The sequence below is a fragment of the Rhizobium sp. SG_E_25_P2 genome, assembly GCF_029892285.1.
GTDB lineage: Bacteria > Pseudomonadota > Alphaproteobacteria > Rhizobiales > Rhizobiaceae > Rhizobium_E.
This window is the reverse complement of sequence record NZ_JARXVM010000007.1, coordinates 170,136-190,652: the sequence shown is the minus strand read 5'-3', so window position 1 is coordinate 190,652 and position 20,517 is coordinate 170,136. Positions and strand designations below refer to the sequence as shown.

General features: G+C 58.9%; 23 protein-coding genes. 7 read left to right on the top strand and 16 right to left on the bottom strand.

All coding sequences use genetic code 11. The features are described from left to right. Positions 1-218 precede the first annotated feature (218 nt). Together M2360_RS12275 and M2360_RS12270 are read right to left on the bottom strand one after the other, a co-directional pair. Complete coding sequence (locus tag M2360_RS12275) at positions 219-521, bottom strand: helix-turn-helix transcriptional regulator (RefSeq protein ID WP_280775419.1); 303 nt, start codon at positions 519-521, stop codon at positions 219-221. Beyond that, positions 503-826, bottom strand: a complete 324-nt coding sequence (locus M2360_RS12270; RefSeq protein ID WP_280775418.1) for a type II toxin-antitoxin system RelE/ParE family toxin — start codon at positions 824-826, stop codon at positions 503-505. Before M2360_RS12270 ends, M2360_RS12275 begins: the two co-directional genes overlap by 19 nt. Before the next feature lie 178 nt (positions 827-1,004). Here M2360_RS12270 and M2360_RS12265 point away from each other — a divergent pair, with 178 nt between their 5' ends. Beyond that, positions 1,005-1,403, top strand: coding sequence for a hypothetical protein (locus tag M2360_RS12265; RefSeq protein ID WP_280775417.1), 399 nt, complete (start codon positions 1,005-1,007; stop codon positions 1,401-1,403). Positions 1,404-1,461: 58 nt separating this feature from the next. On the opposite strand, the gene M2360_RS12260 is transcribed toward M2360_RS12265, so the two are convergent. Both M2360_RS12260 and M2360_RS12255 read right to left on the bottom strand, forming a co-directional pair. Next, the gene (locus tag M2360_RS12260; RefSeq protein ID WP_280775416.1) at positions 1,462-1,809 is read right to left on the bottom strand and encodes a hypothetical protein; all 348 of its coding nucleotides are present in this window, start codon (positions 1,807-1,809) and stop codon (positions 1,462-1,464) included. A gap of 626 nt (positions 1,810-2,435) precedes the next feature. Then, positions 2,436-3,764, bottom strand: a complete 1,329-nt coding sequence (locus tag M2360_RS12255; protein ID WP_280775415.1) for an aspartate aminotransferase family protein — start codon at positions 3,762-3,764, stop codon at positions 2,436-2,438. A 561-nt stretch (positions 3,765-4,325) separates the two neighbouring features. On the opposite strand from M2360_RS12255, the gene M2360_RS12250 reads away from it, so the two are divergent. Further along, a complete protein-coding gene (locus M2360_RS12250) occupies positions 4,326-5,171 on the top strand; it encodes a PAS domain-containing protein (protein ID WP_280775473.1) in 846 nt (281 codons plus the stop codon). A gap of 34 nt (positions 5,172-5,205) precedes the next feature. Here the strand turns inward: M2360_RS12250 and M2360_RS12245 are convergent, their stop codons facing one another. The 11 genes from M2360_RS12245 to M2360_RS12195 all read right to left on the bottom strand — a co-directional run bounded on the left by M2360_RS12245 (position 5,206) and on the right by M2360_RS12195 (position 14,900). Beyond that, positions 5,206-6,327, bottom strand: a complete 1,122-nt coding sequence (locus M2360_RS12245; RefSeq protein WP_280775414.1) for a DUF2333 family protein — start codon at positions 6,325-6,327, stop codon at positions 5,206-5,208. Positions 6,328-6,329: 2 nt separating this feature from the next. Continuing rightward, complete coding sequence (locus tag M2360_RS12240; RefSeq protein WP_280775413.1) at positions 6,330-7,619, bottom strand: DUF6638 family protein; 1,290 nt, start codon at positions 7,617-7,619, stop codon at positions 6,330-6,332. An 8-nt stretch (positions 7,620-7,627) separates the two neighbouring features. Then, complete coding sequence (locus M2360_RS12235; protein WP_280775412.1) at positions 7,628-7,903, bottom strand: type II toxin-antitoxin system RelE/ParE family toxin; 276 nt, start codon at positions 7,901-7,903, stop codon at positions 7,628-7,630. After that, on the bottom strand, positions 7,881-8,114 hold the full coding sequence (locus M2360_RS12230; protein ID WP_280775411.1) for a DUF6290 family protein: 234 nt from the start codon (positions 8,112-8,114) through the stop codon (positions 7,881-7,883). Before M2360_RS12230 ends, M2360_RS12235 begins: the two co-directional genes overlap by 23 nt. A 101-nt stretch (positions 8,115-8,215) precedes the next feature. Continuing rightward, positions 8,216-8,896 (bottom strand): hypothetical protein, encoded by a 681-nt coding sequence (locus M2360_RS12225; RefSeq protein WP_280775410.1) that lies wholly within the window; start codon positions 8,894-8,896, stop codon positions 8,216-8,218. Further along, entirely contained in the window at positions 8,836-9,129 is a 294-nt protein-coding gene (locus M2360_RS12220; RefSeq protein ID WP_280775409.1) for a hypothetical protein, read from the bottom strand. The genes M2360_RS12225 and M2360_RS12220 overlap by 61 nt, the downstream gene beginning before the upstream one ends. Before the next feature lie 22 nt (positions 9,130-9,151). Beyond that, positions 9,152-11,065 (bottom strand): AAA family ATPase, encoded by a 1,914-nt coding sequence (locus M2360_RS12215; RefSeq protein ID WP_280775408.1) that lies wholly within the window; start codon positions 11,063-11,065, stop codon positions 9,152-9,154. A 45-nt stretch (positions 11,066-11,110) separates the two neighbouring features. Beyond that, a complete protein-coding gene (locus tag M2360_RS12210; RefSeq protein ID WP_280775407.1) occupies positions 11,111-12,253 on the bottom strand; it encodes a hypothetical protein in 1,143 nt (380 codons plus the stop codon). Positions 12,254-12,268: 15 nt separating this feature from the next. Beyond that, positions 12,269-13,159: a prohibitin family protein gene (locus M2360_RS12205; protein WP_280775406.1), complete on the bottom strand. Its 891-nt coding sequence runs from the start codon at positions 13,157-13,159 to the stop codon at positions 12,269-12,271. 55 nt (positions 13,160-13,214) lie between these two features. Further along, positions 13,215-14,303: a hypothetical protein gene (locus M2360_RS12200; RefSeq protein WP_280775405.1), complete on the bottom strand. Its 1,089-nt coding sequence runs from the start codon at positions 14,301-14,303 to the stop codon at positions 13,215-13,217. Between the two features lie 210 nt (positions 14,304-14,513). Further along, positions 14,514-14,900, bottom strand: coding sequence for a cytochrome c family protein (locus M2360_RS12195; protein WP_280775404.1), 387 nt, complete (start codon positions 14,898-14,900; stop codon positions 14,514-14,516). 278 nt (positions 14,901-15,178) lie between these two features. On the opposite strand from M2360_RS12195, the gene M2360_RS12190 reads away from it, so the two are divergent. The 5 genes from M2360_RS12190 (at position 15,179) to M2360_RS12170 (ending at position 19,368) form a co-directional block, all read left to right on the top strand. Then, on the top strand, positions 15,179-16,129 hold the full coding sequence (locus tag M2360_RS12190) for a choline ABC transporter substrate-binding protein (protein WP_280775403.1): 951 nt from the start codon (positions 15,179-15,181) through the stop codon (positions 16,127-16,129). A gap of 87 nt (positions 16,130-16,216) precedes the next feature. Further along, the gene (choW, locus tag M2360_RS12185; RefSeq protein WP_280775402.1) at positions 16,217-17,089 is read left to right on the top strand and encodes a choline ABC transporter permease subunit; all 873 of its coding nucleotides are present in this window, start codon (positions 16,217-16,219) and stop codon (positions 17,087-17,089) included. Further along, positions 17,089-18,129, top strand: coding sequence for a choline ABC transporter ATP-binding protein (gene choV / locus M2360_RS12180; RefSeq protein WP_280775401.1), 1,041 nt, complete (start codon positions 17,089-17,091; stop codon positions 18,127-18,129). Before choW ends, choV begins: the two co-directional genes overlap by 1 nt. A gap of 58 nt (positions 18,130-18,187) precedes the next feature. After that, on the top strand, positions 18,188-18,943 hold the full coding sequence (locus M2360_RS12175; RefSeq protein ID WP_280775400.1) for a pyridoxamine 5'-phosphate oxidase family protein: 756 nt from the start codon (positions 18,188-18,190) through the stop codon (positions 18,941-18,943). Positions 18,944-19,050: 107 nt separating this feature from the next. Then, positions 19,051-19,368, top strand: a complete 318-nt coding sequence (locus M2360_RS12170; protein WP_280775399.1) for a metalloregulator ArsR/SmtB family transcription factor — start codon at positions 19,051-19,053, stop codon at positions 19,366-19,368. A gap of 99 nt (positions 19,369-19,467) precedes the next feature. Here the strand turns inward: M2360_RS12170 and M2360_RS12165 are convergent, their stop codons facing one another. Continuing rightward, complete coding sequence (locus M2360_RS12165) at positions 19,468-20,199, bottom strand: LuxR C-terminal-related transcriptional regulator (protein WP_280775398.1); 732 nt, start codon at positions 20,197-20,199, stop codon at positions 19,468-19,470. Positions 20,200-20,517 lie beyond the last annotated feature (318 nt).

The following is a 20,517-nucleotide window of genomic DNA, read 5'->3' as shown; positions in this document are numbered from 1 at the left end:
GGCCTTCTCTGATCGCTGAGCCCGGCCGCACCCCCCTCTGTCCTGACGGACATTTCCCCCTCAAGGGGGGAGATTGGCCAGAGGCGCCCGCTCGCCTCATCTTCTACCTCACATATGGCGCGCGGCGCTCGCCTCCCTCGATCTCCCCCTTTGAGGGGGAGATGCCCGGCAGGGCAGAGGGGGCGGCTACAACCACTGATCTGAAATCTGAGTTCAGTTCATGCCGCCCTGTCGCCGCCCACCTCGATCGTCAAGCGCAGGCCGGCCGCCGTTGCGATATTCACCAGTGCGTCCAGTGAGAACTTGTCGACCTGGCCACGCAGGAGATCGCTGAGACGCGGGCGCGTCACGCCCAGCCGCGCAGCCGCTTTCTCCTGCGACAGCCCCCAGGATCTCACCTGCTCGCGGATCGCCAACAAGACATCGGCGCGAAACGTCATATTGGCCGCTTCGGCCTTCGCGACGCCGAGCGCTTCAAACGGGTCGTCAAACGTCTCCACCGTCATAGTGTCCTGTTCCAAAGGTCTAATCTCCGCTCAGCCAGTTCCAAATCTCTCTGCGCTGTTTTCTGGGTCTTCTTTTGGAATGCATGCAGCACAAGCACCCGATCCGGCAGGTTTGCCAGGTAGATGATCCGGAATGCGCCGGCCGCATCCTTGATCCTGATTTCTCGAACGCCGGCGCCGACAGATTTCATCGGCTTCCAGTCGTGAGGATCAAGCCCCCTCTGAACCGCGCGAAGCTCGACGCCCGCCCGATACCGCGCCGGGTCGGGAAAGTGCTGCAATGCTTCCCTGCTGTCGCCCAGAAACGTGATCGGTTTCATGGAGTGATTGTATCAGAACCGATACGAAGGGCAAGGGTGGCCGATATGGACAAAAGCGAGGCCGTGGGCGGCCTGATTCATAGGAGACGCCTTTCGCCCCATGTTGTCCAATCCGCACCGATGGTGTCTCCTTGAGTCATCCGCATCCGATTCCGCGCCCTGATTTTGGAGAAACCCGATGATGACCCTTTCGCGCCGCATCTTTCTGGCGGCGCTGTTCCTGAAGATTTCCTCAAGTCCCGGCATGGCCGGCGGAAAGAACCAACCGCTGCCGACCAAGGTCAGTCAATGCGCTGAAACCAGCATCACCGAGATCGGCGGACGGCTGGAAGGCGATGAGACGTTTGAGACCGGAACCTTTGTCGTCTTCGCCAATGAAGGCATGCAGATCGGCTATGACCGGGTGGAGGCGATCGTCAATTCCAAGATCGGCGATCCTGTCCGCATGTGTCTCACCGACATCCCCAAAGACTGCCCGCCCGGCGACGAGCGCGGCCGCAGCTATCGCACCACCAATCTGCGAACGGGCGAGAGCTGGGAAATGGCCGACAGCCAGCATATGTGCGGCGGGGCGTGAGGGGGCGTTTTGCGCCCACTCACTCAATTGCGTCTTCAGGCGTATCAAGCCCCTGGCGTCACCAGGAATCGATGCCCCAGAGATCGGCATGGCGCTCGATCTTGTCGTTCAGGAAGTCCAGCCGATCATGAAGCGTCGAGATGTCCGGCATCCGATCAATGGCCGCGAGATCTTTTTCAATCGTGTTCTGGTAAAGATGAATCGTGTTGCGTTCGTCTTTGGTCAGGCCGTCGCCCTCGTGGCGAATGTCCACGATCTCTTTCCGAAAAAACTGAATCTCGTCCATCAGGGATTCGTACCGGTCGATTTTGCCGGCGACCGTATCGGCTTTGAACTGGTAAAACTTCAAATAATTCAGTTGAAACATGTCGCTGCTTGATTTGGCGACGCCATTTGAATTTTTCATCTGATACTCCATTATCAGTGGAAAGCCCGCATTCATGCGGTTCGGAGAAATTACGATGAGAAACTTGTGTATGGCTTGAATTCAATTTTTACGAGCCTTGCGCATCTCACGGGAGGTTTGGCTTTCTTGGAATTACAATTCTTCGTGGTTATTATTCGCGCAAAACGCTTGGATGAATTTTCGGTTGCGACATGATGTTTTTAGCGGCTGTTACATTCTCGCCTTGTTTCGTTTTGCTGGTATCCGCGCTGATCATCCGTCCTGGACTGCGGACTTGGGCGACGTTGATTTTGTCCGCTCTTGCGTTGGCAATCTCAACAGTTTTTCTTCGGCAAGGGGTGATCCGAAACTGTCAGATCGATGAGAGCGAATGTCTCGGCGCCACCGCCACGTCCTATCTGGTTGTGGCGCTTTGGGGCGTCTTCAGCATCTGGTTATTGGTTCGGGTCGTCGTTGAGCATCGAAAGGTTGGGTGAGACAAAGCTTTCTATTTTGGCTTGACGTAACTTCTTCCAACGCAAGCTCGCCGGAAAATGACATGTGATCCCTGCGCTCTGGGATAGTATAAAAACAAAAACGGCGGCCCCTCACCAAGCCGCCGCCTCATCAAACCGTCGTGTCGAAACTTACGCGTTCGCCACCAGCACTTCACGCAGCTTGCCGATCAATTCGTCGATCTGCTCCTTGGTGATGATCAAGGGCGGCGAGAGGGCGATGATGTCGCCGGTGGTGCGGATCAACAGGCCCTTTTCATAGGCCTTGAGGAAGGCCGAGAAGGCGCGTTTGGTGGGCTCGCCGTCGATCGGCTTCAGTTCGATCGCGCCGATCAGGCCGATATTGCGGATATCGATGACATGCGGGCAATCGGCCAGCGAATGCAGGCGCTCTTCCCAATAGGGGGCGAGGTCTGAGGCGCGGGTCAGCAGGCCTTCTTCCTTATAGGTGTCGAGCGTGCCGAGGGCTGCGGCCGAGGCGATCGGGTTGCCGGAATAGGTGTAGCCGTGGAAGAACTCGATCAGATGTTCCGGGCCGGTCATGAAGGCGTCGTGGATTTCCGACGTCACGAAGACGGCGCCCATCGGGATCACGCCATTGGTCAGGCCCTTGGCGGTGGTGATGATGTCAGGCTTGACGTCGAAGAATTGCGAGGCGAAGGGCGCGCCGAGGCGGCCAAAGCCGGTGATGACTTCGTCGAAAATCAGCAAAATGCCGTGCTTGGTGCAGATTTCGCGCAGGCGCTGCAGATAGCCCTTCGGCGGAATGAGCACGCCGGTGGAGCCTGCGACGGGTTCCACGATTACGGCGGCGATGGTGGAGGCGTCATGCAGGGTGACGATGCGCTCGAGTTCGTCAGCGAGTTCGGCGCCATGTTCCGGCTGGCCCTTGGAGAAGGCGTTCTTGGCCGGCAAATGGGTGTGGGGCATATGGTCAACGCCGGTCAGCAACGTGCCGAACATCTTGCGGTTGGAGACAATGCCGCCCACCGAAATGCCGCCGAAATTGACGCCGTGATAGCCGCGCTCGCGGCCGATCAGGCGGGTGCGCGAGCCATTGCCCTTGGCGCGGTGATAGGCGAGCGCGACTTTCAGCGCCGTCTCGACCGATTCCGAGCCGGAATTGGTGTAGAGCACATGATCAAGCCCCTCCGGGCCGATATCGACCAGGCGGTTGGCGAGCTCGAAGGCCTTGGGATGGCCGAGCTGGAAGGCGGGGGCGTAATCGAGCTCTCCCGCCTGTTCGCGGATCGCCTCGGTGATCAGCGGGCGGCAATGGCCGGCATTCACGCACCAGAGGCCGGCGGTGCCATCCAGCACGGTGCGGCCGTCATGGGTGGTGTAATGCATGTCTTTTGCGCCCACGAACAGGCGCGGTTCCTTCTTGAACTGGCGATTGGCCGTAAACGGCATCCAGAACGCCCGCATGTCGTTCGGCGTAGAATTGAGGCGGTTTGACATTTCATTCTCCGGAAGTGGTGAGACCCGTGCGCGTCGCCTCGTTCCAGCCGGATTCTCCTGCTTTCGGAGGCAAATCGCGCTCGACGCGGGCCGGCGTGCGTGTTGCGCAAAGTAGCAAGCACCCCTGCCGCGTCAAGGAGGGCCACGGAATTTCATAAGTGATCACGGGAATTGACCGGTCAGGCCGGAGCAAGTTTGGTGTGGGACTTCCTAATATGCAGGTCATGCGGTCGCCAGGGCAAAAACGCGACTCCATGACCTTGCATCAGCGGCGGAATGCCAGAATAGCCCCGTTTCTCGTTATGACCAGAGAAACGGGGCCGTTTTTTTAAAATCCTCATCGTCTTCAGCGTCGTCTATTAATTCACTTGAGTTTATGAATGCAGCTCGCTTTTTGTCGCGTTTTTGCTGTATTAGCGGTCGCGTGAAGTTGTGAGGTCAATGTTGCTGCTTGCCCTGGATGATGGCGTCGAAACGCCGCTTGGATTCGATAAAGCCGCCATTGGCATCGCCAGCAGCGAGATTGTCCATCTGGCGTCCGCTTTCCGCCGTTTTGGTGTCTTGAAAATCGATCTTTCTGATGGGGCGACATATTTTTCGCCACAAGCCTGCGCCATGCATGGCCTGCCGGTGTCGTCGGAGCCCATTAAGGTCGTCGATCTCCTCAGCCGGATTCACCCTGTCGATGCGGAGCGCATACTTGATGCGTTCGAGACCGCCGCCAAGGCGCGCTGTGGCTGGTATTTCAACTACCGGCTCCGGCAGGCCAATGGTTCTGTCCGGTGGGCGCGGCTGGTCGAACATTATCGGGACACGCCCGGCGGCGGAGAGTTCGTCGGAATCGTCTATGAATTCCTGCCGCGAGATTCCGGCGCCGAGGTGCTGGTCTCTAGTGACGGCGCAGGCGCGGAGGCCATAGAGCCCAGCAAGCTTGTCATCAGCGCCGCAACGACGGCGCTGCACACGCTCGACGGCGCCAATGGGGATATATCGCGCGAAGGATTGCGTCATCAGGCTGTCGATATCAGTGACGACGATATTGCTGATCTCATTTGCCGGCATCGGCTTTACGGCTTTTTTCGGCAGGATATCGAAAGCGGCCATTGTTACTTCTCTCAGGCCGCCCATCAAATCTACGGTTTGCCCTATTCGCCTGCGCCCGCCAATCTGGCTGAGTTGATCCGCCGGACGCATCCCGATGACGCGCCGATTGTTTCAAAAGCTTTTGAAGCCGCCGCCCGGCATAAAGCGATGTTTCATGTCATTCATCGCTATGCGCGAACGACAAGCTACAAGACGCTTCGGTTGATTGGCGGCTACCGCAAGACGACAGACGGGAAGGATGAGCTCTACGGCTCCGTCTACGAATTCTACGATAATCTGTCGATCGCTGGGTTTGCGTCGTGACGAGGGGATGAAGAGGGGCTTTTCGCCCCTCCCGTCAGCGGTCGAGCACGTCGCGGACTTCGATCAGGTTCGAACGCGCCCGGAGAATGTAGAAGCCCTGTGTGGCGAGATGGGTGGGCATGATCCAGCCGTCTTCGCGGCCATTGGAAATGATTGCCGGCTGGATATTGAGCGCGGCGCGGAACTGCTTGAGCATCTCGTTCCAGAGTGGGGCGAGATTGCGCTCGCGGATCACCGGGCCGAAATCGGCGCGGGCGGCGGTCAGGATGCCGTAATAGCCATAGAGCTGGCCATAGGCGAACCAGAAACGGTCGTCGGCGCGCGTGTCGAACCAACCGGCATTGTAGTTTTCTGACCGCTCCCGGAGCATGGCCGAGGTGGAGCCGAGGTCGTTGGCGATGCGGTCGAGAAATTCGAGCAGATTGTCGGCGCGGCCATCGAACACCGACTGGCATTTTCCAAGCTCGGTGTTGAACTGGTTGAGCTGGGTGACCGCCTGGCGATAGACGTCCTGGGTCGGCGTGCGGAAGCCGAAGGGCGAGAAGCTGACATACCAGGAGCCCTCGTCATACTGCATGTTGGACCGGGCGAGCTGCAGCGTGTTGTTGATGCCCGACGTGCCGCGCACGCGGGCCAGAGAATCCACCAGCTCCACGGTGGTGCGGCGCACCGTCTGGTTCACGCCGCGCTGGAAGCTCGCTTTGTTGTCGAGCCAGGGCGTATGATCCCAATCCATGCCGAACAGGCCCAGCTTGTAGAGCGGCATGGAGGAAATCCAGGCGTTCTGGTTGACCTCCTGATCGATGAGATCGGCGGCGATCTCGACGATGCCGGATGTCTGGCACGCCGTCGGCGCAGCGTTCTCGGCGCCGCTGACGTCCTGGCCGGCGGCGAATTTTCGCTGGTCGAGCTTGTAGGCGGCGACATAGTCCGGGTTGAAGCCCGTCCAGACCTGGGTCATCCAGATGAAATGGCCGTAAGCGCCGACGAGGATCAGCAGAAACAGGCCGACCACGGCCTTGATGATCAATCCCCGCGAGGCGTACCAGCGGCTGGCGCTCAGGAAGGGAAACAGGATCCAGGCGATGATCATGCCGATCCCGCGGCCGATGGCGCTGAAGATGCGTTGAAAAAACGCAATGATCGGGTCCAGCATGCTCACTCCTCTTGAATGCCGTAGAGCCGGCGGCGAAAGCCAGCCTTGTCCTTGAGATATGTATTTTCGAGCGTCTTCACAACGTGCTCCCGGAACTTTTCCGGATAGGCTTCATAGGCTGCGTAGAAGCCCTGCTTGTCGAAGATGAAGCGTGAGACGAAGTCATGCGGCTGCAGCGCCGCGATCAGCCGGTTGACCAGCCATTGATCGGGATGGGCGGGTTCCGCGCGGATCAGCAGGAAGCGGCTTTTCGCGGCGATGTCGGGCATGCGGATGCTGCCGGTCGTATCCGCAACGCGCAGCATTTCGTTGAGCAGCGGATAGCCGCCATCGGCGAGCACTCGGTCGGCGTTCATATGCGCCCAGGTTTGCAGCCAGACCATGTCAGCGCGATCGGCGTCGAAACTCGGATCCTTGGCTATTGCGAGGCCGAGCAGGATCATCCGCATGCGATGCTGATAGAGGCCCGAGGCGATGACCCAGGAAGCCTGCGGCAGCTCGATGCGTCGGGTGCGGGCGAGAAAACCGTAGAGCGTGTCGTGGTCATCGATATCGATATAGGACACCTGCCAGGGGCGGGCCTTCCTGAAGCCGGGCGTGTCGGCGCGGCAGATCACCGTGGTGTTGCGCGCATCGTGAAAGACATAGACGCCGCCGAAATGATCGGCCCAGAAGGCGTCATGGCGGAACACCAGCTGGTCCGGCACCAGCGTGTTCTGGCGGATGTCGCCGGTGATCTTGGCAAGCTCCACCATGCGGTTGAGCATGGCGTCGTCGCGCCAGGCCTCGGGCTGCGATGTCACCTGATCGGCGAGCATGCGCAATTCCGACGCCTTGCCGAGAATATCCTCGGCGGAATGGACGCGGAAATTCACTTCGTTGATAGAGAGCAGGTCCTCGATATGCTCGACCTTGGCCACCGAATCCTCGATCTCGCCATAGAGCGCATCCTTGATGGTGACGGCGCTGATGGCGCGGGCATTGGCGCGGTAGAATTCATGCATTAGCCCGGCGGTGTTGGAAAAACTGGTATGGACCACCGGCAGGTTTTCCTGCTCCGGGGTCAGGATGATGAAGCGCCTGTTGACCCTGAGCGGATCGAGATAATCGCGATCGCCCAGTTCTTCCGCTATCTCCGGCGAAAAGCCGGTCATGTCGATGTCGAAGCGCTCAAGCTTTGTTTCAGGCAGGCCGAAGCCCTTGAGCGCCTTGTTGTAACGGGCGATCAGATGCGGAGCGTCGACCGTCAGCAGGCGACCATAGATGAGCTCGGATTCGAGGAGGCGTTTCATGAAAATTCTTACCTGTATATGTCTCGGCGGTGACCGATCTCGATCACGAGCACCACGAGCCTATCATCCTGAAGCTCGCAGATGATCCTGAAATCGCCAACCCGATAGCGCCAGAGATGTTCATATCGGCGTCCTGTCAATGCTTTGCCCAGACGCCGGGCGTCGCCTGCTCCAGCAACCCGCTCCTGCAGAAACTGGACAATGCGTTTGGCCTCTGGCCGGCCCAGATGCTTGAGATCCTTCTTGGCGTTTTCGGTGAGCTCAATCGTCCAGGCCGAGCTCACGCGCCGCCTCGCTCAGGCTGTAGGTGCGCATCTCGCCGGATTTCACCTTGTCCAGCGCCTCCTCTGCGCGCCTGATGTCCTCGACGTCTTCGATATGCTCTTCGATGGCTTGCCGGATGAATGCGGAGGGCGATTGGCCCAACTCATTCGCCGCGCTTTGCAGCCGCTCAAACACATCTTCCGGAAGTTGAATGGCAGTCTGAATGGTCATGGGTGTTTCCCTCGGAGGCGCGCTCGGTCTCAATGTTCAACTCTATTCGAAGCGGCGAATGCGGGCAAATCGGTAAATCTGCGCGCGTTCTCCGATGACAGTTAGGCGGCAGTGACAGCGGCCAGTCGGCGAAGCTCCCTGAGATCCCGGGGCGACGGGCTCTGGACAATGTCTTCATAGATTTTCACCACGAGAGCTTTGATGATGTCCGTTTTCGTCAAACTCGTTGTTGCGCGAATATGATCCAGAGCGTTGTTCAGCCGGGGCGTCACCTTGAACGACAGGCGTCGTTTGGGCGCATCGCTGCGAAAGGCTTCGCCATGCCGCGAAAATCGATCCTGAAGATCTTTCTGGCTCGGCTCGGTTTCGGCCGTCTCTAGAATGTAATAGGCGAGCAACCGCTTCCTGAATTCTGTGGCTGCCTCGGGATCAATCCGAAATGCAGCCAGATCGAGCGCTTCCACGAACGGCGCCGGCAGGTTGAGTTCGATGGGCTTAACCGCGACCTCGCGCGCGGCCCGGATCGCCGGCGTCGACTGAGCTGGCGTTGCAATCACCGCGCCGCAGCTGTCGCACACCAAAACGAGAATATTCCGGGCTTTTCCCTCGCCATCGCTGAACGGTACGGTGCGATAGGCATAGGTGGCCGCCACCAATCCCTGGCAGTGATCGCAAAGGGCCTTTCCTTTATCGCCTGCCGAATAAAGTTTCATGTGGACACCTATCTGTGCACGCTGATGAATACGGTATCGGGATCGACGAAGTAGAATTTGATGTACCAACCGTCCCGCCTGAGCACATGCACCGTGATCTCTGCAGACCAGTGATGTGGCGAACTCGTGTGATGGGAGCCCGTGCAGCGGCGGATCACAGTGGCGATTTCCTCTGCAGTGACCAGTCCCATTTGCAACAGGTTTTTCACATCAATGGCGTTTCGCGTCTCATGCAGGTAGCTGCCATCAGCAAGAGCTTTCAGCACCTTTTCCTTTGCGAAGCGAAACCCTTCCTGCTTCATATAATACGAAGATCCTCGTACATCAACTCCACCGCCCCTCCGTTTTCATCGCCTCAATCTCCCGGATGGCGCGTTCGCGCTGGCGCTCGCGGCGGATGATGTCATTCACAGCGGCGTCGTCGCTCTTGTCGGCGTAGCGGAATTCGGAATCGGCGTAGCGGTTGATTTCCTGCTGCACCATGTCGAGCGTGATCGGTTGGCGAAGCTCCGCGATCATGGCTTTTTTGGCGTCATAATCCTTGTGCAGGAAGGTCTCGGGCTTTTCGAACCACGCGTCGGGCAGTTCGACATCCATGGCGCGCATTTTGATGGCGTCGGTGATGTTCTTGATGGCGCGGCCTGTGAAGCGGGATTCGGCGAGCCGGATCTCGTGCAGATAGGCGCCGATATCGGCAATCGTCTTCAAGCCGCCGCGGCTTTTCTCGAAGCGCTCCCAGACTTTGACGAGGCCTTCCTCGCTCGGCCTGCTATGGCCCTCATAGGTGGCGCTCACGGCGCGTTTGATCTCCTGGCCGGCATAGAGCTGGTGCTCGCCGAGCGGGATCTGGTGGTTCTTGCCGACCAGCAGCGCGAAAATGTCGATATAGTCTTCGCGCGTCTGCGGGCCGTCGACCAGCCAGCGGGCGCCGGCGCGCTGGCGCAGCGCATCATCGACATTTTCGGGATAATTCGAGAACATGCCGAAGGAGCAGTTGCCGCGCACCACGGTGGAGGCGCCGGCGAAGGCCTCCATCAGCACGGCCGTCACTTCCTGCTGACCTGATGACGCCCGGTCGTCAGAACGCTTGGCGGCCACCTGGTCGACATCGTCGATCGTGCCGAAGCCGATCGTCTTGGGGTTCATGATATTGTCGATGAAGGCCTTGCAGTTCTGACCGGATTTGCCCTGATAGGACGAGATCTGGTCGACGCCGAAATTCTCGTAATGGAAGGCGTAGCCCGCCACCTGGCAGTAATCGTTGATCAGTCCGGCGATCATCTGGATCAGCGTCGTCTTGCCGGTGCCCGGCATGCCGTCGCCGATGAAGGTGAACAGGAAGCCGCCAAGTTCGACGAAGGGGTTGAGGCCACGCGTGAAGTCATAGGCCATGATCATCTTGGCGAGCTTCATGCCCTGATATTTGGCGATGTGATTGCCGATGACCTCGTCCGGTTTCTTGAAGGCCATCACAAGCGGCTTACGCTTCTGGCCAGGCGCAACATCGAATCCGTTCAGATCGAAGTCATCGCTTTCGATGCGGATATGGGCTGTCTCGAAGGGACCTAGGCCGGTGAAGCGCGGCTTGCGCGCCATCAGCCCGCCAATGGCGTCGCGGGCGAAAGCGCGGGCGCGGCTCAGGAGAGCGAGATCGTCGGGGGCGCCGGAAAGCGCTCGCTCCAGACCCGCGATGATCGATTTCAGCGCCTCCTGCGGCGTGTCGAACAGGAAATCGGGTTCGGTGACGTCCTCGACAGGCTCACCTTCGCCCGCAAGCGTCGAAGAGAGATAGGCGGCGAAGGAGAAGGCGGCGACGAAGGCGGATGTCGACAAGAGCGCCTTGAACTGTTCTGCGTCAGGTCCAGACAGAGGGGATGCGGCGTTGCGGGCCTTCAGCGCTTCCAGTCCTGTTTGCCGGGCAAAGACATCCGAAATCGCCAGCGCCGCCATCACCCCGCGCCGGGCGCGATAGAGCAGGGCGTGCTGACGGGGCGACAGCATGGGGTCGTCGACGCGCGCCGCCTGGATCGCCTTGGACAGATCCACTTCGCGCGTCCGGCGCATGCCTGAGGTCGAAACGGTGGAGACGAAGCGGCGGCCCGTTCCAGCGATCGGCGCGCCGGCATTCGCCGCATCGCTCTCTATCATCGAGAAACGACCGACAAAACTTTGGGCAGTCGTCAGATGAATACGGAGATCGTCTTCGGAAATGGCCGTGAGGCCGGTGTTCAGCGACATATGTTCCTCCCGGTCATGGCTGGCCGCAATGGCCCGCCGCCGTTCTCAGACATCCGTCACCTGGTTGCCCGAGATGACATGGACCTTGTAGCCCGCAAACACCCGTTCGGCTTCGCCCGAAGCGTAGAGCGCGGTATAGGCGTCGTGCGGCACCAGCGCGTGTTTCTCGAAAGCGGTGACGCCCATGCGCGCCGCTTCGAGATCATTGGTGTCGATATGGAAGATCTGCTCGGCCGGCGTGGAAGAGAAAAAGCCGCGCTGGGCAGGCTTTTCCTGTTTCGAGATGACGTCCTGCACCGTCCAGGTCAAGAGCCAGGCGTTTTCGGCCTTGCGCACCCGTGACAGGATCGAGTTGATCACTTCGTTGTTTTCGGTAATCCCGGCTGAGTAAAACGGGCCGATGACGATCCTGCGCATCTGTTTGGGATGCAGCGTCGGAAAATCCTTGTCGAGATTGGTCGCGATCGTCACCGGCGTCAAAGCATAGCCGCTGTTGCGGATCACGAAATCATCGAAGCGGGCGGCGAGTTCGGGATTGAGAAATCCGCCGACGGGGAAGGGTATATCGATCTTCTCATTCAGGGTTCCATCCGCCTTGACCAGCATGCGGGTCAGGTTGTCAGAGGAGTCCTCGATGCGGGCGATGTAAATCATCGGCAGCGTCTGCGCGCCATCAAAGGCCGCCCAGTTGACGACCACAGACGGACGCAAGCTCTCGGCATTGACCGATACGGCGGAGGTCTCAGGCAGCACCACCGGCGAGAACACTTCGCCCTTCTGCGCCTCTTCGAGATAGAGCCGCTCGGCGATCCGGCTTTGCAGCTCTTCCGGAAACGCCTTGTTGCGCAGGATGAAATCGACCATCTCGGCTTTCAGCCTGCCTGTATCGGGAATGGCCGCCAGCTTTTCGGGTGCGGAACGGCGGTCATTTTCCAGTTCCAGCACGTTCTGAAACACCGGAAAGCCCGACTCCGCCCGGGAAATGCGGAAACGCTCCATGAAGCCGATCTTGTTTTCCCAGCAGGCGAGCGACGTCTTGAGGCGCTCGACATATTTCATCACCAGCGTCGCGGTGAGATCGCGCGCCGCAGTGTTGCGGCCGGGACCGTCGAGATAGGCTTCAAGCCCGACAAAAGCGGCGCGGACCGTCTGGAAATATTGCGCCGCCGCCGGCTCGACCGCATTCATAGGCAAGTCTCCACTTTACTTGACGCCAATGAAGGGCACAGCCGATCCCGGCACCATGGTGGAGGGCAGCTGGCCGTTCCACTTTTCCGCAGCGGTCAGGTTGATGAGTTCGGGATTATCCCTCAGCGCCGCGCCCTTGGCCTTGATGGCGTCGGCTTCCGCCTCGCCGGCCAGCCGTGTCGCCGCCGCATTGGCCTCGGCCTCTGCGCGCACGGCATCGGCGCGCGCCTGCGCCTGGGTGACGGTGATCTGCGCCTGCACCTTTTCGCGCTCGGCGTTCTGGCGGATCTTCTGCACTTCCACCTCGGCCAGCATCCGGTTCTCTATGGATTGTTCATAGGCGTCGGAGAAATCGATGTTCTCGATCTGCACGCTGTCGATGATGACGGGGCCGCGCACGGTGTCGCGGATGGCGGCCTCTGCCTCGGCGTTCAGACGGGCGCGGTCCTGTATGGCGGTGACGGCGTTGAACTGGCCGAAGACATTCTTGACCTGCTCATAGACCCGCCGATCGATCAGGCGGTTCACCACGCCGCCCTCGCTGCCATATTCGGCATAGATCTTGGCGACCTGTTCGGCCGGTAGACGGTAGTTGACCGATAGCGTGATTTCGGCTGGTTGCTGGTCGCGCGAATAGGTGCTGACCCGCTCATAAAGCTGGCTGCGGTTCTGCACGGTGATCTTCACCACTTTGTCGATCAAGGGCAGTTTGAAACCGAGGCCCGGCTCTGCCGTGCCGACGACCGCGCCATAGCGAAGGATGACGCCGCGTTCGCCTTGGTCGACGGTGTAGAAGCCGCCGGAGGCGACCAGGAATATGGCCGCCAGCACAGCGGCGCCGGCGGCGATTTTCGCGAAGCCGCGATTGCTGTCGCGGACTTTCTTGACGGCTTCGACGTCAGTCATGAATAGCTCTTTCAATCAAGAGGGGGTATGCTCGTCCGACCGGCATCTGTTTCGGTCAGGATTTGGTGTAACTGGCCGCATTATGCTTATCGAGCACGGTCTGGAAGCGGCGCGCAAAGGCGTCGTCGGCCAGCTTCTTGCGGCGCTGGATGTCCTGGGTGGAGAGCATGTTCTTCTCATGCATCTCCAGGAGATCGCCGATATGGCGCTGAGCTGCGGCGCCAATGCCGGCCATGGTTTCCTCAGCCGCCGTATCCACCTGGCTGCCCAGCGTGTTGATGCGGTGGGCGACTTCCTGCTGCGCGGCCGTCTTCAACGAATCCTCGAGCGCCTTGTAGAGAACGATGCGCTGCTCGGTGTCGATAGTCAGCTTGTTGATCAGCGTGTTCTGCGCGGCAATCTGATTGTTGAGCGAATCCACGAAGGTCTGGAACATCGAGGTGTAGCGTTCGAGCGTCTGGCTCTCGGCCAGCAATTCCTGTTCCTTGGCCTGTTTCTCGTTGTATTCTGTGGCCAGTTTCGAGCGCTCGCCTTCGAGATCTGTGCGGGCCTTCTGGTCGGTGGCCGACGCGATCTTGTTCTCGATGTCGAGCAGCATCGGATTGAGTTCCTCGATGCGCTTCTGCACGGCCTCCAGATTGACCATGGCGTTCTTACGCCGCTCGATCACCTGGATCAGGCTGGCTTCGGAGGATTTGTAGCGCTGGTCGAGAACATTCTTCTGTTCTTTGAGAATGCCGACGATTGTGTCGGATTTCGCGAGCAGTTCCTGCAAATTGCCGGCGAGCGACATGCCGCGCACGCGATCGGTGCGCATGCGCTGCGCCTTCTGCTTGGAGAAGATGCCGACGAATTTTTCAAAGCCGGTATAGCTCTTCATGCTCTCGAATTCGGAGCCGAACACATTGGTGGCGTCCTCCAGCCCGAGAATGAGGTCGGCGATATTGGCCTCCATCACCTTCTGCTGGGTCAGCACGTCCTGAATGCGAGCGTTTTCGATATCGAAGCTGGCGTCGCCGATCTTGGCGTCCGCCTTGGCGAAGCGATCCAGCACGCCGGTGGAGGCGTCGAGCTTCCCGCGCATGTCGTTGACGATCGAGCGGGTCTTTTCGATTTCGGCGTCGAAGGACTGCAGGCTGGCCATGGTTGTTTCCCTGAAGTGGCCGCGTGGACGCGGCGCGTTGACTGCGTGCGCACAATAGGACTTTTCGCCGATTTGAAAACCGGCAAAACGCCTATCCGCTGCAAGCGGTTATGTTGTCGTCATGAGGTCAACGCGCAAGGCCGCCCGATTATTCGGACGCGAAAAAATTACGCCCGCCTCAACGAGAGCGGGCGCGAAGGGCCGCGGAGTTTATTTTGCTGCGGCAGGATCTTTGAGGAAGGTGATCACATTGAGGATGTCTTCGGGCTTCTTCAATCCGGGGAAGGCCATCTTGTTTTTCGGAATGGCTCCCTTGGGATTCGCCAGATAGGCGGTCAGATGCGTCTCGTCCCAGACCTTGCCGTCGGCGCCGAAGGTCTTCATCGCTTCGGAATATTTGAAGCCGTCCACGCTCGCCACCTTGCGTCCGATCACGCCCATCAGGGACGGGCCAACCTTGTTCTTGGCCTCGGTGGCCGTGTGACAGGCGGAACACTTCTTGAAAACAGCTGCGCCGGCCTTTGCGTCGCCATCGGCGAAAGCTACTCCGGATGACGCAGTCAGGATCAGGGCGGCTAGGAGCGTGGTGTGGCGCATGGAGACAGGTCCTCTCGAATCAGAATTGGCTCTGGAGGTGAATAAGCCTTTGCGACGCAGTTCGCCTTGACATCCATCAATCACGGACAAAAGCGCGCGATCGCCGCATAATCAGCGGTTTATGCGATCGATTTTGCCGTTGCGGCGGTCCCGCCAAAGGGGTTTTTCGGATTGCGCCGTGAAGACGTCGCGAATCGGCATGTCCGCGCCGCCAATCCGCTTGAATTGTCGTCTCAATGGTGGTTGGCTAGCGCAACCAAAAAGAGGGAGAACGTTCAATGACGTCAATGATTTCTAAAACAGTGCTCGCGTTCGCCGTTTCGGCCTTCGCCTTTGCTGGCGCTGCCCGCGCGGCCGAACCGGACAGCTGCTCGACGGTGCGCTTCGCCGATGTTGGTTGGTCCGATATCGCCGCCACGACCGGCACGGCCTCCGTCGTTCTCAAGGCGCTCGGCTATGACACCGATGTGAAAGTGCTCTCCGTCCCGGTGACTTTCCAGTCGATGAAGAACAAGGACATCGACGTTTTCCTCGGCAACTGGATGCCGACGATGGAAGCCGACATCAAGCCCTATCGCGACGAAAAGACGGTCGATACGGTGCGTGAAAACCTCGAAGGCGCGAAATATACGCTGGCCACCAACGAAGCCGGCGCCGCCCTCGGCATCAAGGATTTCGCCGACATCGCCAAGCACAAGGACGAACTCGAAGGCAAGATCTACGGCATCGAGCCCGGCAATGACGGCAACCGCCTCATCCTCGGCATGATCGAAGGCGACAAGTTCGGCCTCAAGAGCTTCGAAGTCGTCGAATCCTCCGAGCAGGGCATGCTGTCGCAGGTGGCTCGCCTCAACGGCGACGGCAAGCCGATCGTCTTCCTTGGCTGGGAGCCGCATCCGATGAACGCCAATTTCAAGCTGACCTATCTGACTGGCGGCGATGACGTGTTCGGCCCCAATCTCGGCGGCGCGACCATCTACACCAACACCCGCGCCGGCTATGTGGCCGAATGCGCCAATGTCGGCGCGCTCCTGAAGAACCTCAAGTTCAGCCTGGCGATGGAAAACGAGGTGATGAAGAAGATCCTCGACGGCGGCATGGAGCCTGAGGCCGCCGCCACCGAATGGCTGACCGCCAATCCCACGGCATTCGAGCCTTGGCTTAAGGGCGTCACCACCAAGGACGGCGGCGACGCGACAGCGGCCGTCAAAAGCGCGCTCGGTCTCTGATTGGCGAAGTGAAGACGGACTGCGCGGGCGGGGGGACGCCCGCGCGGATTCCGGCGGCCTATCAGCGTCAATTGTCGGGGACAGCGCATGAACATTTTGACTGAATACAAGATCCCGGTCGGCAGTTGGGCCAAGACCGTGGTGGATTGGCTCACGACCGACCTCAAGGTCGTCTTCCGGGTCATCTCGGCCATTCTCGACTCATCGATCAACGCGATGCTCTTCGTTCTCGATGCGCCTTATCTCAGGGGATCGAGCCTCGAGCAGGTCTACCCGCTGTTCATGATCGTGGTTTTCACGGCGTTTGCGTGGTTCATGCGCCGCTCTGTCGGCATTGCCGCCTTCACGCTGCTCGGAATGCTGTTCATCTACAATCAGGGCTATTGGAAAGAAACGATGCAGACGCTGGCGCTGGTGCTGGCGGCTACGGGCGTTTGCATGGTGATTGGCATACCGATCGGTATTGCCTGTGCGCGCCGACCCTGGCTTTATTCCGCGATGCGCCCGGTGCTCGACCTGATGCAGACGATTCCCACATTCGTTTACCTCATCCCTGCGTTGTTGCTCTTCGGCCTGGGCATGGTGCCGGGCCTGATCGCAACCGTGATTTTCGCCATTCCCGCGCCGATCCGCCTGACGCGCCTCGGCATCATCTCGACGCCTCCGTCGCTGGTGGAAGCCGCCGAAGCCTTCGGCGCCACCAAGCGTCAGGTGCTGACCAAGGTGGAGTTGCCTTTCGCGATGCCGCAGATCATGGCGGGCCTGACCCAGACCATCATGCTGTCGCTGTCCATGGTGGTGATCGCCGCGCTGGTGGGCGCCAATGGCTTGGGTGTGCCAGTTGTGCGTGCGCTGAACACCGTCAACATCGCCAAGGGCTTCGATTCCGGCCTCTGCATCGTGATCCTCGCCATTGTCCTCGACCGCATCTTCCGGTCCTCCGATGAAGGAGACGCGTGATGACCGCCGTCAAATTCGAAAATGTCTCCATCATCTTCGGCGCCAATCCTGAAAAAGCGCTGGCCATGGCCGACTCCGGCAAGACCCGCGACGAGATTGGCTCAGAGACCGGCCTGGTGCTCGGCGTCGCCAATGCCTCGCTGACCATCGAGGAAGGCGAAATCCTCGTGCTTATGGGCCTCTCGGGCTCGGGCAAGTCCACACTTCTGCGCGCCGTCAACGCGCTGGCGCCGGTGGTGCGTGGCGATGTCAGCGTCGCGCATCGGGGCGCATTCCTCAATCCCTACAAATGTTCGGGCGTCCAACTCCGCGAACTGCGCATGCAATCTGTTTCCATGGTGTTCCAGCAGTTCGGGCTTCTGCCCTGGCGGACGGTTGCCGAGAATGTCGGTTTCGGTCTTGAACTCGCCGGCATGGAGGAGGGGGAGCGCAAACGGATCGTCGACGAGCAGCTAGAACTCGTCAATCTCGCCAAATGGGCTGGGCGTAAAGTACAGGAATTGTCGGGCGGCATGCAGCAGCGCGTGGGCCTGGCTCGTGCGTTTGCCACCGGCGCGCCGATCCTGCTGATGGACGAACCCTTCTCGGCGCTCGATCCGCTGATCCGCACCCGCCTGCAGGATGAACTGCTGGAGTTCCAGCGCCGTCTGAAGAAGACCATCCTATTCGTCAGTCACGATCTCGACGAGGCCTTCCGCATTGGCAACCGCATCGCCATTATGGAAGGCGGACGCATTGTTCAATGTGGCACGCCGCAGGATATTGTGCGAAATCCGATCAATCAGTATGTGGCGGATTTCGTGCAGAACATGAATCCGATCAATATGTTGACAGCCTCCGACGTGATGCGTCGCGACAATGTCGATCCCAATGCCCAGGTCTCGGGCGCGACGACGCCCGACGCCCGACTGGTCGACGTGCTCGACGTCATGTCCCGCCAACCTGGGATCATCGGCGTCGTCGACAACGGCGTTCTGATCGGCGCGATCTCGGCCGAGGACGTGGTGAGCGGATTGACGCGGCACCGTAACAGAGGCTGACGGGTCCGCGATCCTCATGTTAAAACCTTCCGGTCGCCATGCGCCGGAAGGTTTTTTTATGCAAGAAGAGACGCCCCTTATCCGCCCCACCGATGAGCAGGCGCGCAAGCTTGCCCGCATTCTGTTGCGCGGCGCCCGTTTCGCGGCGCTCGCGGTGCTCGATCCCCAGACGGGCTTTCCGCTGGCCACGCGGACCCTGGTCGGCACGGATCTGGACGGCGCCCCGGTCATCTTGATCTCGCGCCTCGCAGCCCATACCAGGGCGTTGATGGCGGACCCGCGTTGTTCGCTGTTGGTGGGCGAACCGCGCAAGGGTGATCCTCTCGCCTGGCCAAGGCTGACCGTCCCGGGAAGGGCTAAAGCGGTCGAAAAAGGCTCCCCTGACGAAAATGTGATTCGGCGTCGGTTTTTGAGGCGTCATCCCAAATCGAAGCTCTATGCCTCCTTCGAAGACTTTCAGTTCTATAAAATCGACCTGGACAACGCCTTCTTGAATGGCGGCTTCGGAAAAAGTTATAATATTTTGCGAGAGGACCTGCTAATTTATTCGCCGCTCACCGCCGAGCTCGCGCTCAGCGAGTTGCATTATCTTTCCAAAGTTGCATCTCTCGATCCTGATCTCGCAAACCTACTCGCGAATAAGTATTCCATTGTAAAATCATACAATTGGGAACTGTCGGGAATGGATGCATGCGGCCTTGATATCGCGCTTGGCGAGCATCTCGTCCGCATTGAACTTGATGAGCCCACTCAAGATCTAAAAGGGCTGATTGCAATATATGAGCAAATGCTTATGGAAATACGTGAAAATTAGTAATGTACATCAACAAAGAAAGAGCGTTATGATTTTTTCGTTCGATTTCAAGAGCCTGGGATCTATTGAGTTAAACATCAACGAATTGGATTGAGGATAAAATTGCTATGAAGATGAGAACATTGTCAGAAAATTCAGCATCAGCGGCAGCGCTGTTGTCGGCGTTGGCCAATCCCAAGAGACTTCTAATCCTTTGCAATCTCGTGAATGGCGAAGTTCCGGTCGGCGTTCTCGCCAATCAGGTCGGTCTCAGCCAGTCTGCGCTTTCGCAGCATCTTTCCAAGCTTCGGGCGCAAAAACTCGTGCGCACGCGACGCGACGCTCAGACCATTTATTACTCCAGCAATTCGGCGCAGGTTCTTACGTTGTTGGGCGCATTGGAGTCCCTCTACGGGGACGACGTGCTCAAAAGCGTCGCAGCATAATATAGATATATTCCAGGCTATATAATGAACAAGGGGCCTTTGCGGGCCCCTTCTTTATAGCGGATGTTTTCGGACAATCACCGCGTACAGCAGTTCCGGTTAGCTGATCACTCTCATCCGCAGGGCCTTGGCCACGAGTTGTGTCCGGTTCACGCAATCAAGTTTCTTCACGGCGTTGTTCATATAGGCGTTCACGGTATGATCGGAGAGCGCCATGATTACCCCGATCTCGGCGGAGGTCTTTCCCCGCGCCGTCCAGCGGACGATTTCAAGTTCCCGCTCCGTCAACCCGCAGGGATTGTCGGTCAGAGGGTAACGGTTACGATCGTAGGATTGAAAAAAATGCAGCGCCAGCATGGTCAGATCGTTGATTTCGATCTGCTCCAGAGGCGCGCGATCGCCATCGAACCGGATGATGTGCCGGGAGCCATCGAGCGATGATAGCGGAATCAACAATCCGCCCGTCAGGCCATGATCAACATAATGCTTCAGCGATGGTGGTGGCGACGAGTTGATCAGATGGCATTGGCGTTCGATCTGTTCGGCCGACCAGTCCAAAGGCAATACGGTGCAACGCGCCGCGTCGTAGACGTAGCAATCCTTCGGCGGACGGATTTCGTCCAGCCGGCTATAGAAATCCGGGGCGGCATTTGTTTCGATGATCAACGTCGCCACGCTCACATCCGTCTTCGACGGCATCACCATAAATGTCGAGTAGGCGAATTCGAACATACGTCCGATGCGGAACAGATTCTGCGCAAGATCCGGTTTGCTCGGCCCATCGCTGATCGCGGAATACATTTGCTGTTGTTCCAGCGTCATCTGCCGCATGAGTTTTGACGTCCTTCCGTTCTGATGCTCAACGGCCCCTAGGGGGCATTGGCGCAAAATCAACGGTTTCTGTTTGCCCTGCCGACGTCACTGGCGGCGACGGCTGGTTGAGGGTACTACATATCGCGAATTTCGATGTGCTGCAAAGCCCAGTCCGTTAAATACACGGTTCCACACGCCGTCCTCTCCCTGTGCCGGGACGTGTTTCAGCATTCAGTATCGAAACCGCCGATTATGTTAAATACACATTTCAGCAATCTTCAATAGTCTTGGAAAAAGTAAACGTTTGCAGAGTTCCGGAAATGCCCCTGCGGACCA

What these genes read in the sequence shown, in the direction of transcription:
- M2360_RS12260 (WP_280775416.1), bottom strand. Translation starts at nt 1,809, where the DNA reads ATGAAAAATTCAAATGGCGTCGCCAAATCAAGCAGCGACATGTTTCAA.
- M2360_RS12265 (WP_280775417.1), top strand. Translation starts at nt 1,005, where the DNA reads ATGATGACCCTTTCGCGCCGCATCTTTCTGGCGGCGCTGTTCCTGAAG.
- M2360_RS12220 (WP_280775409.1), bottom strand. Translation starts at nt 9,129, where the DNA reads ATGAAGCAGGAAGGGTTTCGCTTCGCAAAGGAAAAGGTGCTGAAAGCT.
- M2360_RS12205 (WP_280775406.1), bottom strand. Translation starts at nt 13,159, where the DNA reads ATGACTGACGTCGAAGCCGTCAAGAAAGTCCGCGACAGCAATCGCGGC.
- M2360_RS12190 (WP_280775403.1), top strand. Translation starts at nt 15,179, where the DNA reads ATGACGTCAATGATTTCTAAAACAGTGCTCGCGTTCGCCGTTTCGGCC.
- M2360_RS12210 (WP_280775407.1), bottom strand. Translation starts at nt 12,253, where the DNA reads ATGAATGCGGTCGAGCCGGCGGCGGCGCAATATTTCCAGACGGTCCGC.
- M2360_RS12195 (WP_280775404.1), bottom strand. Translation starts at nt 14,900, where the DNA reads ATGCGCCACACCACGCTCCTAGCCGCCCTGATCCTGACTGCGTCATCC.
- M2360_RS12175 (WP_280775400.1), top strand. Translation starts at nt 18,188, where the DNA reads ATGCAAGAAGAGACGCCCCTTATCCGCCCCACCGATGAGCAGGCGCGC.
- M2360_RS12165 (WP_280775398.1), bottom strand. Translation starts at nt 20,199, where the DNA reads ATGCGGCAGATGACGCTGGAACAACAGCAAATGTATTCCGCGATCAGC.
- choV (WP_280775401.1), top strand. Translation starts at nt 17,089, where the DNA reads ATGACCGCCGTCAAATTCGAAAATGTCTCCATCATCTTCGGCGCCAAT.
- M2360_RS12215 (WP_280775408.1), bottom strand. Translation starts at nt 11,065, where the DNA reads ATGTCGCTGAACACCGGCCTCACGGCCATTTCCGAAGACGATCTCCGT.
- M2360_RS12200 (WP_280775405.1), bottom strand. Translation starts at nt 14,303, where the DNA reads ATGGCCAGCCTGCAGTCCTTCGACGCCGAAATCGAAAAGACCCGCTCG.
- M2360_RS12245 (WP_280775414.1), bottom strand. Translation starts at nt 6,327, where the DNA reads ATGCTGGACCCGATCATTGCGTTTTTTCAACGCATCTTCAGCGCCATC.
- M2360_RS12230 (WP_280775411.1), bottom strand. Translation starts at nt 8,114, where the DNA reads ATGACCATTCAGACTGCCATTCAACTTCCGGAAGATGTGTTTGAGCGG.
- M2360_RS12170 (WP_280775399.1), top strand. Translation starts at nt 19,051, where the DNA reads ATGAAGATGAGAACATTGTCAGAAAATTCAGCATCAGCGGCAGCGCTG.
- M2360_RS12270 (WP_280775418.1), bottom strand. Translation starts at nt 826, where the DNA reads ATGAAACCGATCACGTTTCTGGGCGACAGCAGGGAAGCATTGCAGCAC.
- choW (WP_280775402.1), top strand. Translation starts at nt 16,217, where the DNA reads ATGAACATTTTGACTGAATACAAGATCCCGGTCGGCAGTTGGGCCAAG.
- M2360_RS12240 (WP_280775413.1), bottom strand. Translation starts at nt 7,619, where the DNA reads ATGAAACGCCTCCTCGAATCCGAGCTCATCTATGGTCGCCTGCTGACG.
- M2360_RS12255 (WP_280775415.1), bottom strand. Translation starts at nt 3,764, where the DNA reads ATGTCAAACCGCCTCAATTCTACGCCGAACGACATGCGGGCGTTCTGG.